This window comes from Dysgonomonas mossii (assembly GCF_004569505.1).
GTDB lineage: Bacteria > Bacteroidota > Bacteroidia > Bacteroidales > Dysgonomonadaceae > Dysgonomonas.
Map to the genome: position 1 here is coordinate 1,053,958 of NZ_SPPK01000002.1, position 16,098 is coordinate 1,070,055.

Here is a 16,098-nt window from a genome sequence, read left to right on the forward strand (position 1 = left end):
ATATTTTAACATTTAAAATAGCCTACTTCCCATAGATACTTGTTTCCAAATAACTAAGAACAAGATTATTATAAATAATTTAACAAAAGGGCTAGTTCATATAATCCCACATTGGTAACTGTATCGGTTTTTGAGTCAAACAACTTTGAGCCTTCGCATCCAAATACTTCTTATGTACCACTATACGAAACATATACTCGCTGAACCATTTATCAGTAAAAGTTAAGTATCCCTTATTCCCTGATGCTGCACCCCAACTATTTTCAAACTCCCATTTAATCGGCTGATCGCTCATATCCGTATCACATCCAACAAGAGTCATGGCATGTGTCGATCCACTTTGGCGGGTTAAAATGCGCGCTTTTTTGTCCATCGACAAGTTTACACCCAGCAATGATTCATAATCATACATTTCGGGATCTAATATACCTGATTCTCTATTCATTTGTTTGCCAACATCGCATGAAGCGTACATCGGCTCATTGCTTTTTATAGAGGCTAATGCTGCTTTCTTAATATCTTCATTTGGCAAGTTCAGATATATCCAGTTTATACCTTCTATTGTGTTTTTATAATTCTGGATCTCATACAACTTGTAATATTCACGTGTAGGATCATTCATTATCATTATATAGTTGCTCGGAGAATAATCTTCCGGTGTAATCTGTTTATAAAACTGTTGAGGCGTATAGCTGCTGAGTTCTTTTACGCTTCCGTTTTTATCCTTATATCTCCATGTAAACTGTTTTGGGGGCTCGCCAAGGCAAAGAACCAGAATCCGGTATACATCCTTCAAGATAGTTGCTTTTTCGTTTCTTAACTCCTGGGTCTTTTTCCCTAAAGCTGCTTGTTCGCGAAGATTATATCCTCCTCGACGCAGTTTTTCGTTTACAAGGTTAATCATCTGTCTCGTGTTATTCGAGTGTGCTGTTTCCGGCATTACTTCTTGAGGTACAACACCATATTTTTGTCCAAGATTGTAATATAGATTCCAAACCCCACCATCACTTACAGGTGACTTGAAGAGATATTCTACGGTGCGATCATTGAAAGAATCTTTGCTTGTTGCGATTATATTTTCTAAAAATAAATTTGATTTTTCAAATATATCCCAGAAATATAGATAATTGTGAGAGAAGTCAAATTCACTCAGATTGTATTTATCGATGATGGAAGGGCGCAATACATTCATGGACGTAAACATCCAGCACCGTCCCGAACTTTTTTGATCAGTGATACCTTTAACATTTACCCGATATTTGAAGTAATGGTCTATTTTCCCTTGAAGGTTGTTGTTTAATGCATTTGCAGTAATGTTGGCATTTGATGTCAGAACGTTTTGGATAGCCTTAGTAGCGGGGTCTTCTTTAAAGCTAGACTGTATTTCCTGTAATTCTTTCTCGGTGATACTTTGAGAAGAAACAGCAAGAGAAAAACATAGCAAAAATCCCGTGAATAGATGTTTTTTCATAAAATATGTCTTTTATATTTGAATGTAGAATAACTAATTATGCAAAAATACGAAATATTGATAGATATTTGTTCTACATGCTGATTATAATAAATATTTGTTTAAACATAATGCTTAATCTTCATCAAAGACTTTTATCTTTGCATCGTTAAAAAAAATATCTAAGAAATGACTTCAGAAATACAACCGGCATATTCGAAACAAAGAATTAGATATGCTGTTTTATCTATTTTTATTGCTCAAGGATTATGCTTTGCCAGTTGGGCCAGCCGCCTTCCGGATATAAAGAAAGATTTTAATGTCGAAAGTTATCTACATTACGGACTATTAATGTTTCTCCTTCCGATGGGAAAGTTTATCGCTATTCCTGCAGTTGGTTTTCTACTTCCTCGTTTAGGTAGTAAAAAAACTGTTTTAATTAGCATTATCGGATATGCGCTGTCCTTGTTTTTGGTTAGTATTGTACCCGGAATTACAGGATTAGGGATAACATTGTTCTTGTTCGGTATATTTTGGAATATGACTGATATTTCGTTGAATACGCAGGCTATTGAAGTTGAACGTATATACGGGAAGCCCATAATTGCGACATTTCATGCGAGTTGGAGCTTATCTGCGTGTATAGGTGCTATTATTGGTTATTCGATGATCAATCTGAATGTTATTACTTTCTATCATTTTCTAGGTATGGCTTTGCTTGCTATAGCGATTGTTATGCTTAATTACAAATATCTGCAAGAACCTGCTAAAGCTGTTGAAAAGGACGAGAATTTAAATGTTGCGCAAGGTTCCAAAGCGAAAACAGGCAAATTGCATCTCCCTGAGACGCTTCTCATACAGCTTGGATTGGTATGGCTATTGGCTCTTATCGTTGAAAATACAATGTTTGAATGGAGCGATGTGTATTTTCAGTCTGTGATCAAGGCACCGGAATCATTGCAAGTTGGATTTCTTGTATTTATGGTGATGATGTTTGCGGGGCGTATGCTCACTAACTTTGCATATACTATTTGGCAGAAAAAGACAGTGTTGCAAATAGCAGGGGCACTTATTTTTGCAGGATTTATAATTTCGTCCCTTTTTATCGGATATTCCGACGCTTTAATCACCAAAGTAATTATTACGTCTATAGGGTTTATGCTCATCGGTTTAGGGATTTCTTGCGTTGTGCCTACTATCTACAGTATTGTAGGAGATAAGGCTAAAACTCCGGTGGGAACGGCGTTAACTATCATGTCGAGTATTAGTTTCGTTGGTCCATTTATCTCTCCATTGCTTGTAGGTTCTGTATCCGATGCTTACGGACCCAAATGGGCATATCTTATTATGAGTATAGTCGGATTACTGATAATAGCTGCAGTATCGTTCGTGAAGAATTTAAGAAAATAGATATATTCTGTCTTATAAATAGAAAAAGGCTTTTAGATAGCAACTAAAAGCCTTTTTTATGTATTATAAATTCTGGATAATTAAAATTCCGGTATAATCTGTTCGGCATTCTTAATCCGATCTTCAACATCTTCTTTTGTTCCGTTGAAAGGGCCCGATCCTTCTATTTTTATCGTGGCCATAGCTGCTGCAAACTTTCCGGCGTCTTCTATTGTTGCTCCTTTAGCTCTTTGATATAAGTAACCTGTAACGTAAGTATCGCCACACCCTGTCGCGTCCACTACATCTTTCGGCTTATAGGCCGGTATTTTATAGAAGTTGTTTCCATCATAGATTACAGAACCCAGACTGCCTAAAGTAACCAAAACTTCTTTTACTCCCCAAGCGTGAAGCTGTTTTGATGCCTGTTTAATATCTTTCATGCCTGTAAGAACTTCCATTTCCAGATCATTCACTTTCAGAACATGAACATGTTTTAGTATCTCTTCTTTATTAGCCCAGTCTATCGGGTAGACATTTTGGTCTCTCACCTCTCTTAAATACCCTTGAGAGTCTATCGCTATCAAGCCTTTTTTAGAAAGATATTCTACCAGTTCCAATGAGAAATCATCGGCAAGTAAAGCACCTAAAAGGAATATGTTGGCTTCTATATCTTTTAGTGCGTCAACAGAAAAAGGATCAGCTTTTGCCAACACTCGTTGAGTTCGGTTATTCTGATTCTCTTCATAGATGTTTTCAAAATAGACAGAGTGCTTACTCGGTACTACATGCACATCTACGTCTTTTGAACGTAAATCGTCCACTACAGACATTTCTGACTGAGCCAGCGATGCTACCAATGTATAATTTATATCGGTAAAATGACGAATAGCGTGTGAAAAATAAAAAGCCGTACCGCCGGGCATATGCACTGTGCTTTTGGGTGTAACTACTTTATCTAAAGTAATATGCCCAATGCAACAAAGATCATGTTTTTGCATTACTTATTTTTTTGAAATGCAAAAGTAGTAAAATTAAGTTATACCGAAGTTCTCATTTCAATTTTATTCTCTTTTTTGATAATACTAAGAGTCAGCAAAAAATGTATTTTATCTTCAATGTTTTTTGATAAGTTCAGATTATTTCCATCCTGTTAAACGATTTTCACTAGACTAATAAAGCCAATTATATTTTATTTATTCATACTTTTTTCTTTTCTTTGTTTTTGGCTTGGATACAATATCTGAACCGATACGCAATAATAGGAAATGAAAAAGTATTTATTTATAATATTAGGCTTAATCTCATTAGGCCTTGGACTATTGGGAATAGTAACTCCGGGACTTCCAACCACACCATTTATCCTTCTTACCGGCGTCTTATTTGCTAAGAGCTCGCCTCGTCTTCATCAGAAATTGTTAGATCATAAGATTACAGGTCCATATATAAGGCGGGTTAATAATGGCTTTAGTACAAAAGGGTTGATTATATCCATTAGTATCATGTGGACTATGATAATCCTTACTACATTAGTTGTGTTTAAAAGTAATCAGACAATGCAACTCGTAATGTTGGGATTAGGTTTTGTCGGTACTGTTTCTCAAATAATTGTTTTACGTAAGAGAAAAAAGAAAGAAAAGGTTCTGTTAACACTTGATAACGAAGAAAAAGATAATAATAAGCTGAAGGCCTCTTAATGGGCACAAAAGAGAGTATTTATATTATAAAAATGTTGATGTTATATTTTGTTATTTTATGATATTTATTTTCCTTTGTATATGAAGGGTTATAGACTAAAAAACAATCTAATTAAATTATGGAGAACAACGATCAGAACAATCAAATTCAAATAGAACTGCCGGATGATATTGCACAAGGCATATATTCTAATCTGGCTATTATAGCCCATTCGTCATCAGAATTTGTTATCGATTTTGTACGTATTTTGCCCGGTATGCCCAAAGCCAAAGTACAATCGAGAATAGTAATTACCCCTGAACATGCGAAACGCCTGTTGTATGCTCTGAATGAAAACATTAACCGATTTGAATCTCAAAATGGATCCATACAAGTTGATAATTCGGCAGGTTTTTTACCACCGATAAACGGTCCTATTGGAGAAGCTTAAATCAGGTATTTTATAAATAAATACAAAAAGCAAGAGAAATGAAAATTGGTATTCCTAAAGAGCTGAAAGCATTTGAAAATCGCGTTGCCGTTACGCCGGCAGGTGTGCATGAGTTGGTTGTCTGTGGACATGAGGTATATATAGAAGCCGGAGCCGGACTTGGCAGCGGAATCAATGATACTGATTACACAGCTTCCGGTGCTAAAATATTAACTACGGCAGAAGAAATTTATGCCATTTCGGATATGATTGTGAAGGTTAAGGAACCTATCCCGCAAGAATATCATCTTATCCGCGAGAATCAAATAGTGTTTACGTATTTCCATTTTGCATCGAGTCTTGAGCTAACAGAAGCTATGATAAAAAGCAAAGCTATCTGTATCGCATACGAGACCGTTGAATTGCCTGACCGCTCGTTACCGCTACTTATACCGATGAGTGAAGTGGCCGGACGTATGGCTATTCAAGAAGGTGCTCGTTTCCTCGAAAAGCCGCATCTGGGAAAAGGCGTCTTGCTTGGTGGTGTTCCGGGTGTGAAACCTGCGCACGTAATTGTAATAGGTGGTGGTATTGTTGGAGCCCAGTCGGCTAAAATAGCTGCCGGAATAGGTGCAAAAGTAACCATTCTGGATAAGAGCCTTCCACGTCTTCGCTATTTGAGCGATATTATGCCGGCCAATGTTACAACAAGATATTCTGATACGCATACAATAAAAGAATTGATAAAGGATGCAGACCTTATAGTGGGCGCTGTGCTTATTGCTGGCGATAAGGCTCCTCAGGTAATATCGAGGGCAATGCTCAAAGATATGCAGCCGGGAACCGTTATGGTGGATGTGGCTATCGACCAAGGTGGCTGTTTTGAGACATCAAAACCAACAACGCATTTAGATCCTGTGTTTGTTATTGATGATGTAGTGCATTACTGTGTTGCCAATATACCGGGAGCTGTTCCGATGACTTCAACGTTAGCTTTGACTAATGCTACTTTGCCGTATGCATTAAATCTGGCTAATATGGGCTGGGAGGCAGCATGCCGTGAGCATAAAGATCTAAGCAAAGGATTGAATATTGTAAAAGGAGACGTTGTATATAAGGCCGTTGCTCAAAACTTCGGACTAGAATACAAAGAGTTTCAATTTTAAAAAAATAAACAGACATAATAGAGCAGATGTCTGAATTCAATTTTTCCTAACTTTTTGGCAGCCTAACTTATAAACAAGGTAAGGCTGATTGTGTAAGTGAAACGTTGATCAAGATATCGACAATAAACGAGTAAAAATAAAATCCTCATATATTTACTAATATAAAATTATTATTTATGGAACTACTAAATGCATCGTTAATAGACTGGTCTAGAGGTCAGTTTGCTATGACAGCAATGTATCACTGGTTGTTTGTTCCTTTGACATTGGGTCTGGGGGTCATTATGGCAATCATGGAGACAATGTATGTGCGTACAGGCAATGAACAGTGGAAAAAAACTGCGAAATTTTGGATGACTATTTTTGGTATCAACTTTGCTATCGGAGTTGCTACAGGGATTATCATGGAATTTCAGTTTGGTACCAACTGGTCAAACTACAGCTGGTTTGTAGGAGATATCTTTGGTGCGCCATTGGCTATTGAAGCTATTGTTGCATTCTTTATGGAGGCAACATTTATTTCCATCATGTTCTTTGGATGGAAACGTGTAAGCAAGAAGGTGCACTTGGCTGCCACTTGGTTAACTATTACAGGAGCAACCCTGTCTGCTGTATGGATATTGGTGGCTAATGCTTGGATGCAATTTCCTGTTGGCATGGAGTTTAATCCGGACACAACTCGTAACGAAATGGTTGACTTCTGGGCTGTAGCCTTGTCGCCGGTAGCTATAAACAAATTTTTCCATACAGTCCTTTCCAGCTGGATCTTGGGAGCTGTATTTGTGATGGGTATAGCTGCATGGTATATGCTTAAAAAAAGGGACACAGAGTTTGCTCAACAAAGTATGAAGGTTGCTACAGTTTTCGGATTGATAGCATCGTTACTTACTATTTATACAGGTCACGGTTCGGCTGTACAGGTTGCAGAAAAACAACCGATGAAACTGGCTGTAATGGAGGGTCTCTATGAAGGGGGCACAAACGAAGGATTGGTACTTTTTGGTATTCCGAATCCTTCTAAAAAATCATTCAATGACGGAGAAGATGCGTTCTTATTCCCTCCAATTAAACTTCCGGGTGCACTCTCTCTAATCGCATTCTATGATACGGAGGCATACGTGCCGGGTATTAAAGATATCATAGATGGGGGGTATCCAAAACCGGATGGAACAACCGCCTTGTCTTTTGCCGAAATGCAATCTAAAGGTAAAGCTGCGATACAGGCATTGGCAGACTATAAGAAGGCTAAAAAAGACGGAGATGATGCTTCGGCTGTACAATATAAAGAAACATTGAAAGCTAACTTTGCTTACTTCGGGTATGGCTATCTTGATAGCCCCGAGCAGTTAGTTCCTAACTTATCTAAAACCGTATATTGGAGTTTCCATATTATGGTTTATCTGGGTGGATATTTTATCCTATTGTTCATGGTTATGACATTCTTTGTTTATCGAAGAAAAGATCTTGAGCAGAAAAAGTGGCTTTTGTGGATTTGTCTTTGGACCATCCCATTGGTATATGTTGCAAGTCAGGCGGGATGGTTAGTTGCCGAAGTGGGGCGTCAGCCTTGGGCTATACAAGATGTACTTCCTCTACAAGCTGCAGTGTCTGCGGTATCTACTCAATCTGTAGTGATAACATTCTGTTTGTTTTTGGCATTGTTTACCGCACTGCTTATTGCAGAGATCCGTATTATGCTGAACCAAATTAAAAAAGGACCGGCAGGCTCACACTAAAACTTGATTTTTTAACTAAAAAAAGATATAACTATGGATTATTCATTTTTACAACATTATTGGTGGTTCCTTATATGCCTGATCGGGGGGATATTTGCATTCCTCTTGTTTGTTCAGGGTGGACAGTCGATGCTTTTCTCATTAGCAAAAGACGAAAAGGAACGCATGATATTGGTAAATGCATTAGGCCGTAAATGGGAATATACCTTTACTACCCTTGTGACATTTGGAGGTGCATTGTTTGCGTCCTTTCCATTGTTCTACTCTACCAGCTTTGGTGGTGCATATTGGGTATGGATGGCTATTTTATTCTGCTTCGTATTGCAAGCTGTATCATACGAATTTCAGTCGAAACCGGGCAATGTATTTGGGCGTAATACTTACAGATGGTTCTTGTTTTGCAACGGACTATTAGGTACTTTTCTTGTAGGTGCGGCATTAGCCACATTCTTTACAGGATCAGATTTTACGGTGAACAAAGGAAATATGACAGATGTTTTGAATCCTGTTATCAGCCGTTGGGGTACTGAATGGCACGGACTTGAGGCTCTTGCTGACGCTCGTTGCTGGTTGCTAGGATTGACAGTGTTTTTCCTTGCCCGTACATTGGCTTGTTTGTTCTTTATCAACCGTCTTCAAGATGCTACTTTAGTAAGTCGTTCCAGAAAATATTTATTACTTAATGCAATTCCTTTTGTCGTGTTCTTTCTTGCATTTGTTATATGGACATTCTTAGCAAAAGGTTATGCTGTAGATCCTGTGACGAAAGTAGTGGAGCTTGTACAATACAAATACTTATTAAACATGATAGAAATGCCAATTGTAGGAGTTGTATTCCTTGTTGGGGTTCTGCTGGTACTGTTTGGTATTGGTAAAACATTATTAAGTAAGGAATATCATTCCGGTATTTGGTTTAGTGGCGTGGGTACAGTGCTAACAGTATGTATGTTGTTGCTTATTACAGGCTTTAACAATACTGCTTACTATCCATCTTCTACAGATCTTCAGAGTTCCCTGACTATCGAAAATTCTTCATCGAGTGAGTTTACCCTTACCGTGATGAGTGTAGTTTCTTTATTTGTTCCATTTGTATTAGGATATATTATCTATGCTTGGAACTCTTTAGAGAAGAAAAAATTCGATGTCAAAGATTTGAAAGACGACGGACACGTGTATTAATATTGTATAGATATAATATAGATAAAAATGGATGCCATTATAAATGGCATCCATTTTTTTTATAAAGCTGAAGGAGATTAGTCCTATAAAAAAAGAGAATTTGTAAGCTTTTATATATTTTATTTATCTTAAAATTGAAATTATATTTTCAATTTTCTATCAATCTATTGAATATTTTATCAAAATATTCAATTTGTCTAAAATGTGTAAATATTCAGATACTTATAACTATTCGTAAATATTAGGTTGAATGAACATTTGATCTGATTATTTTGTTTATAATATCGAATCAAATAGTGAACATGTTTACACTCCGTCAAATAGAAGACGCTCATTCTAAAGTTAAGAGTGGTGCTGACTTTCCTCAGTATATCCGTGATCTTATTGCCATGGGGGTATCAAGGTATTCTATTTATGTGAATGATGGTCATGCCGAATACGTCGGCAATGATGGACACACAGTTTTGTCGGAGGCTGAATATGAAAAATTACATATAATATCTGATACTGATATTATAAAATTTAAGGAGTATCTGAGAGCACATCAACAAGGTAAGACTAATTACTTTATTTTTTGTGAGAATTCGGCAGAAACAGGGATTTATAAATGGGAAATAGATACAGCAAATAAGACTTGTATTTACTATGACTCATTTGGGAACTTTGTCCTAGAAGAAAAAATACCGATATGAGAATTATTCTGAGCTCTGTTACTCTATATTAGGTCTTAAAGAAGAACTAAAACTTATAACGACTAAAAGAACAAAAATAATGATATAAATCTATTTATCTATTTCATTCTTAGATATTATGCGTAATTAAAAAACTGGAGAATGAAATTCAGGTATTCTATACTATGTATTAACTGATCGCAGTAGTACCCTTACTCATCAAAATAATTTATTCAAAAAAATTAATTATTCAAAGTGAGAATTGAGAAGAATATCTATAATAGTCGGACTTTCCAACCTTTTCAATTTGACTCCGTATTCTTCTATTTACCTATTAGAATACGGAGATTTAATATCTACACCTTTCTTATAATTAACTAAAAACATTAACTTATATACTTTTCTGGTAGTAGGATCGTTTATATTACGTAATTTGCCGAATAAAACTTATTAAATGTTTCTTATTGTTAGAATTTTAAAGTATTGTAAATTTATATTTCTTCTAATATTTTTATTAACTCCTTTTATAATCCGGGCTCAGGTAGATAGTACATATATTCAACCGTATGAACATGAGCTGTCTGTGAAACCTCATGTATATTATAAATATACTTCACTAACTCATGAGATAGATGATAATAATGAAATAACCTATATGCCCAATAGTCCTGTGAGTTTGGGACTAGGCATCACGTACAAAAATTATTCTATAAGTGGGGGGTATGGGTTTGGATTTATGCGCGATAAGGATCGCGGAAAGACGGCGATATTTGACTTTCAATATCATTACTATGGAAGAAAATTTATCGCTGATGTTTTTTTTCAACGATATAAAGGTTTTTATACTGAGCAAAATGATGAGGTATTTACTCTGTATCCCGATATAAGTATCATTCAATATGGAGTGTTTGGGCAATATGTATTCAATAATAAGAAATTTTCTTATAAAGCAGCATTTAACCAAAGTGAAAAGCAACTCAAATCTTCCGGAAGCTGGCAATTGGGTGGAGGAATATACTACAATCAAGTACGCTCTGATAGTACATTACAGCTAAACCAATATAAGAGATTAAGAAACTATCAATTGAGTGTTAGTGGAGGATATGTTTATAATTGGATAATCAGTAAAAACTTCTATTTATCGGGAGGAGTTTCAGTGGGCCTCAATATAGGAACGGAGAATCTGAGCTCTTTCAAAAAAGTTGAAATCTCCCCATCCGTATTTCCTCGTATATCTATGGGGTACAATTCGGAGGATTGGTCTATTGGTTTGTCTGTGGTTGTGAATCAGATATATGTTGCTAATTCTAAGCTGTTGAAAATGACTTTAAATACGGGAACTATGCAGATGAGCTACACTAAACGATTTAGTGTTGCTCCTAAATTTGTGAAGAAAATAAAATATATCAATTAATATCTGAAACTATAATATATAAAAAAAACTCCTTATTGTTAAGGAGCTTTTTTATAATATCTAAAAGTTGTTTTTTTCTTAATAGCGAGCTTCTACTGCATTCCAGTCGATAATCTTCCAAAGTTCAGCAAGATGGTCTGCGCGACGGTTTTGATAGTCTAGGTAATATGCATGTTCCCATACGTCAAAGCCCAATAGTGGAGTTAATCCTTTTGTAATCGGATTTCCTGCATTAGGTTCTTTTGTTATTTGTAGCTTTCCTGCATTATCTTTTGCAAGCCATACCCATCCTGAACCAAATACTCCTGTACCGGCTGTTACAAATTCTTTCTTGAAGTTTTCGAAAGATCCCCACTCAGCATTGATCGCTTCGGCAAGTTTACCTTTAGGTTCGCCGCCACCGTTAGGGCTGAATGAAAGGAAATATATGTTGTGGTTCAATGTCTGGCCGGCATTGTTAAAGATAGCTCCATCGCTTTCTTTTACGATTGTTTCTAGGTCTGCATTTTCAAACTTAGTACCTTGAATCAGATTGTTCAGATTTGTAATATAAGTCTGAAGGTGTTTACCATAATGTAATTCAATTGTTTGTTGACCAATTACAGGTTCTAGAGCATTTGTTGCATACGGCAACTTTGGTAATTCAAATTTCATAGTTCTTGTTTTTTGATTGTTATTATTTATATTTTGTGCGTTTACAGAGCTGATTATCAGTCCTGAGAGCATTATACACGTAAATAAAATCTTTTTCATATATAGTGTTCTTTATCGTTGTATATAATATGTAAACAATTGTCCTCCGTATTTGTTTATTACAGAACTCTAGATTTGCTATCGATTGTTTTTAACAGATTATTGTTAAAATCTATAAGCATTGAGTAATAATAGGTTTAATATAAAATTACTGGTATAAAATAGAAATATGTTTTCAGAATTAATCTGTACTTTTGCTTACGGAAAAAATGAAAACCTAAAGTTATGCTTTTTTTAGAATCATCATCCATTTTATCGGAAGTAATAGAAGATAATCATCAGTTGATACCTGTTGTTAATCGTTTTGGAATCAAGCTCGGACTTGGTGATAAAAGTATAGGCGAGATATGCGATTCGGTTGGAGTAAATACAGAATTTTTTCTTGTAATACTGAATACTTTTCTTAACGAAGATTATTTTCCTCAAAAGAAGCTTCAGAAGTTCGATATTCAGCTTGTCATTAAGTATTTGAAGCAGACAGACGCGTATCTGATTCATGGGCAGTTATACAACTTTGAGAAGCATCTGAAAGCTTTCATCGGTATGAGCGATCCCAACAATGCCCAGATGAAACTCATCAGCAGGCTGTTCTCCGAATTTAAAGAGGAATTAATGGTTCAGATAGAGCAGGGAATGGTAAATGGAGATGCTCCTCTTGCCTTGTTGACCGATCTCAAGAGCATTATAATAAAGCATATATCGGGTAATTTTAATGAGAATATGTGTTATGCTGTTATATTTACAATAGACAGCTTTCAGAAAGATCTGGAGAAGCATAATCGCATAAGAGAAAAGGTGCTGAAACCAATGATTGACGAATTGTCCGAATCGGGAATTGAAGATCTGCAAGAACTTTTTGTTAGCGGACGCATTACGCGTGATAACAAAAGGCAGCCTCTGTCTGAACGAGAACTGGATGTCCTTCGTCTTATTGCATTAGGCTTTTTAAATAAAGAGGTGGCAGATAAATTAAATATAAGTTTGAACACAGTGCTTTCGCACAGAAAAAATATAACAGCTAAGCTGGGAATAAAAACAGTTTCGGGACTTATCTTCTATTGTATAACACATGGCTATATTTCAGCCGATGAAATTGAATTATAGAGAATCGTATGGAAAAGAAAAACAGGTATTTATCGTTTGAGCTTATTTTTGCTCTGCTTTTTATTATAGCTTTCTTTCTTCCCTGGCTCGATAAGTGGGGTGTTAAAATTGTAGGGTGGGATGTGCCCGATTTACAAAAAAAGATAACGAAGGCTACCAACTTTATTAAGTTCTTTTCCAAGAATAAAGAGTGGGTATATAGTACCCATGTGGTGTATTTAGTGCCTTTGTTTAGTGTAATTACAATTGGTTTTTGGATTATGCTAAGACAAAAAACGGCAAGAGTCCTTTTACTAATAACAAGCATATTTGCTTTCATTGTTTCTCTGAACTTGTTCTACAAACTGCCGGGAGCGGGGAGTGGCGTATATTTGTTGTGTGCCACTTCTATCTTGTCGATAATTTATCTGGTTGTTGTTTTTCGAAGTAAGAAAGAAAATAAGACAGACTTGATTGAGACTACTCCTGAGATTGATGGAAAAGAAATAGAATAAAACTGTTACGATATAAATAATAACCCCGATTATATTAGCTATGATCGGGGTTATTGTTTATATATAATTATAATTCTTACTTTGTTATACGTTCAAGCCATTTCAGTATAAATAGCATCGTAAACATTGATATAGAACAAGCGGCAACAAATACAACCCATGTAGCCCAGATAGGTATGTTTTCGTATAATATTGCACCAATAAATAACAATTGGTTGCCTAAAGCTGTAGCTCCTAACCAACAACCTTGCATGATACCTTGATATTGAGGAGGTGCTACTTTAGATACAAATGAAATGCCTAAAGGACTGATGAATAATTCAGCAATCGTTAATATTAAATAAGTCCCTATCAAAAGGAATGGAGTTACCCGTCCCGAGTCTGCCAGGCCGCCCATTGCCTTTACTACTGAGTTTGCAGGTAGATCTAATGATCCAATAGTCATTACAACATAAGCTAAAGCAGCAATACCCATACCTATCGCAATCTTTTTGGGTGCAGAAGGTTCTTTTCCTCTAGCTCTTAGCCATCCAAATATAGCTAATACAACAGGTGTAAGGAATACTACAAACAAAGGGTTGAATGATTGGAACAATTCAGCACCTTCTAATGTAACCAAGCCAAAGAGGTTTAGGTTCATCTTACTCAGATCGGTATAATCATTTGCAAAATATGTAAGCGTAAGACCATTTTGATGGAATGAGAACCAAAAGAATATAACAACAGCAAATACTGCGAATAAGGCATATAAACGTTGTTTAACTTCGTTAGAGTCCATTTCTTTTTCTACAGGGGCATCAGCTGATGTGCTTGCGGCTTTTACTTTTAACGCCGGATCTGGGAATCGTTTTTTGTTGATTGAATATATCGTAAACGAAATTAACATCGCTACAATAGCAATACCAAATGCATAATGGAATCCTGTGTTGAATACGTTTAGGTATTCGTTAGCAAATGTAGTTAGATCGGTCGGTGCTCCGTTTAAGCTAACCTGAGGAGCCAATGTGCTTAATCGGGTTGCAGCTTCGCCGGAAAGTGATCCTTCTAAATGTTGGTGGCAAAGAGCCGGTAGGTCTGAATTGTATGAAAAGCCATTGATTTTTAACCACCAATTTCTTATGCCTACAGCAATTAGCGGAGCAAAGATAGCACCGACATTGATAAACATATAAAATAGAGAAAAACCGGAATCCCGCATTTTCCCATATTGTGGGTTATCATACATTTGCCCTACTAATGCCTGTAAGTTTCCTTTGAATAAACCATTTCCGAAGGCTATCACAAACAGCCCGAAACAAGTAAGGATAATGAATGGCCAAAAACTAGATACAGGTGTTGGGGTAGGGATTGCAATGATCATATAACCGATTGCCATTAATACTATACCTACCTGAATTGTACTTTTATACTTTTTGGTTTTATCGGCTATAAGCCCTCCAATAAGTGCAAAAGCATAGATACAGAAATAAAATACAGAATAAATTATCCCTGCATGTGTTTTGTCTAATCCGAACTTCGACATCAGGAACAGAGTTAATATAGCCATCATAATATAGAAGCCGAAACGCTCTCCCATATTTGATAATGATGCAGCTATTAAACCTTTAGGATGATTTTTAAACATACGATCGTATTTAAGATTAATATTATTATATTTTTATAGATTTTGAGTGGACTAAACTTAAAGCAGTACAAATATAACCAAACATAGTTTAAAATCTTCTAGCCATAGTATATTAAATAACATAAAACGCCAGAATATTTGTACTTTATGAGAATAAGATAGTCTTATTTTTATATACCAATATGCGCCGTTTCAGGTGACTTTCTATGGCATGAGAGAGTACAATCTTTTCCAAGTCCTGACCTTTGCGTACCAGATTTTCAACACTATCACGGTGAGTGATACGTGTAATATCTTGTTCTATAATCGGTCCCGCATCAAGCTCGGTTGTTACATAATGGCTTGTAGCCCCTATTATTTTTACTCCTCGTTCGTAAGCCGCATGATATGGTCTTGCACCTACAAATGCGGGTAAAAAGGAATGATGTATATTGATTATTTTATTCGGATATGACTCAATAAACTTATCGGTCAGTATCTGCATATAGCGAGCTAAAACAATAAAGTCGATCTTCTTTTCTTCTAAGAGAACGAGTTGTTTTGCTTCTATTTCGTCCTTATTGTCTTTGTTGAGCTTTAGTACATGATATTCAATGCCAAAGCGTTCTGCTACCCAACGTAGGTCTTCGTGATTGCTGATGATGAGAGGTATCTCTACTTTCCATTCTCCGGCTGTGTAGCGAGCCAGTATATCAAAAAGGCAATGCGACATTTTGGAAACAAAAACGGCCATACGCGGTGTATGGTCGTTAAAGTATAACCTGAATGTCATGTTATACTTGTTCGCATATAGGGTTTGGAAGTAGTCACTTATTTTCTCCTTCGGAATAATGAAGTTTGAGAGATCCCATTCTATACGCATAAAGAACGTATTTTCCTGTTTATCTACATGCTGCTCCAGATTGATGATATTTCCACCGTTTATATTGATAAAGTCGGTAACTGCGGCTACCAGTCCCGGACGATCGGGCGATGAAATAAGGATAATTGCGTGTGCGTTGTTATTCATAT

15 protein-coding genes are annotated in these 16,098 nt (G+C 36.2%); 10 read left to right on the forward strand and 5 right to left on the reverse strand.

Going from position 1 to position 16,098, the window contains the following annotated elements; genetic code table 11:
* Positions 1-91 precede the first annotated feature (91 nt).
* On the reverse strand, positions 92-1,471 hold the full coding sequence (locus E4T88_RS09775) for a C1 family peptidase (RefSeq protein WP_135105246.1): 1,380 nt from the start codon (positions 1,469-1,471) through the stop codon (positions 92-94).
* Between the two features lie 168 nt (positions 1,472-1,639).
* Between E4T88_RS09775 and E4T88_RS09780 the strand changes: the two genes are divergently transcribed.
* The gene (locus tag E4T88_RS09780) at positions 1,640-2,860 is read left to right on the forward strand and encodes an MFS transporter (protein ID WP_135105247.1); all 1,221 of its coding nucleotides are present in this window, start codon (positions 1,640-1,642) and stop codon (positions 2,858-2,860) included.
* 80 nt (positions 2,861-2,940) lie between these two features.
* Here E4T88_RS09780 and E4T88_RS09785 read toward each other — a convergent pair whose 3' ends face one another.
* Positions 2,941-3,840 (reverse strand): PfkB family carbohydrate kinase, encoded by a 900-nt coding sequence (locus E4T88_RS09785; protein WP_135105248.1) that lies wholly within the window; start codon positions 3,838-3,840, stop codon positions 2,941-2,943.
* A 267-nt stretch (positions 3,841-4,107) separates the two neighbouring features.
* Here E4T88_RS09785 and E4T88_RS09790 point away from each other — a divergent pair, with 267 nt between their 5' ends.
* The 7 genes from E4T88_RS09790 (at position 4,108) to E4T88_RS09820 (ending at position 11,112) form a co-directional block, all read left to right on the forward strand.
* The gene (locus E4T88_RS09790) at positions 4,108-4,536 is read left to right on the forward strand and encodes a YbaN family protein (RefSeq protein WP_135105249.1); all 429 of its coding nucleotides are present in this window, start codon (positions 4,108-4,110) and stop codon (positions 4,534-4,536) included.
* Between the two features lie 119 nt (positions 4,537-4,655).
* A complete protein-coding gene (locus E4T88_RS09795) occupies positions 4,656-4,967 on the forward strand; it encodes a DUF3467 domain-containing protein (protein ID WP_006842800.1) in 312 nt (103 codons plus the stop codon).
* A gap of 38 nt (positions 4,968-5,005) precedes the next feature.
* Positions 5,006-6,112: an alanine dehydrogenase gene (ald, locus tag E4T88_RS09800; protein ID WP_135105250.1), complete on the forward strand. Its 1,107-nt coding sequence runs from the start codon at positions 5,006-5,008 to the stop codon at positions 6,110-6,112.
* A 176-nt stretch (positions 6,113-6,288) separates the two neighbouring features.
* Positions 6,289-7,848 carry a cytochrome ubiquinol oxidase subunit I gene (locus tag E4T88_RS09805; protein WP_135105251.1) on the forward strand — a complete coding sequence of 520 codons (1,560 nt, stop codon included), beginning with the start codon at positions 6,289-6,291 and terminating at the stop codon, positions 7,846-7,848.
* A gap of 33 nt (positions 7,849-7,881) precedes the next feature.
* Positions 7,882-9,027, forward strand: coding sequence for a cytochrome d ubiquinol oxidase subunit II (locus tag E4T88_RS09810; protein ID WP_135105252.1), 1,146 nt, complete (start codon positions 7,882-7,884; stop codon positions 9,025-9,027).
* Positions 9,028-9,329: 302 nt separating this feature from the next.
* Positions 9,330-9,719 carry a DUF1398 domain-containing protein gene (locus E4T88_RS09815; RefSeq protein ID WP_135105253.1) on the forward strand — a complete coding sequence of 130 codons (390 nt, stop codon included), beginning with the start codon at positions 9,330-9,332 and terminating at the stop codon, positions 9,717-9,719.
* 433 nt (positions 9,720-10,152) lie between these two features.
* Complete coding sequence (locus E4T88_RS09820; protein ID WP_135105254.1) at positions 10,153-11,112, forward strand: DUF4421 domain-containing protein; 960 nt, start codon at positions 10,153-10,155, stop codon at positions 11,110-11,112.
* Positions 11,113-11,190: 78 nt separating this feature from the next.
* Here E4T88_RS09820 and E4T88_RS09825 read toward each other — a convergent pair whose 3' ends face one another.
* A complete protein-coding gene (locus E4T88_RS09825; RefSeq protein WP_185091201.1) occupies positions 11,191-11,766 on the reverse strand; it encodes a superoxide dismutase in 576 nt (191 codons plus the stop codon).
* A gap of 324 nt (positions 11,767-12,090) precedes the next feature.
* On the opposite strand from E4T88_RS09825, the gene E4T88_RS09830 reads away from it, so the two are divergent.
* A complete protein-coding gene (locus E4T88_RS09830; protein ID WP_135105255.1) occupies positions 12,091-12,969 on the forward strand; it encodes a helix-turn-helix transcriptional regulator in 879 nt (292 codons plus the stop codon).
* 8 nt (positions 12,970-12,977) lie between these two features.
* Positions 12,978-13,463 (forward strand): hypothetical protein, encoded by a 486-nt coding sequence (locus E4T88_RS09835; protein WP_135105256.1) that lies wholly within the window; start codon positions 12,978-12,980, stop codon positions 13,461-13,463.
* A 76-nt stretch (positions 13,464-13,539) separates the two neighbouring features.
* On the opposite strand, the gene E4T88_RS09840 is transcribed toward E4T88_RS09835, so the two are convergent.
* Positions 13,540-15,087, reverse strand: a complete 1,548-nt coding sequence (locus E4T88_RS09840) for a peptide MFS transporter (RefSeq protein WP_135105257.1) — start codon at positions 15,085-15,087, stop codon at positions 13,540-13,542.
* A 145-nt stretch (positions 15,088-15,232) separates the two neighbouring features.
* Positions 15,233-16,096 (reverse strand): formyltetrahydrofolate deformylase, encoded by an 864-nt coding sequence (gene purU / locus E4T88_RS09845; RefSeq protein WP_135105258.1) that lies wholly within the window; start codon positions 16,094-16,096, stop codon positions 15,233-15,235.
* Positions 16,097-16,098: the final 2 nt, after the last annotated feature.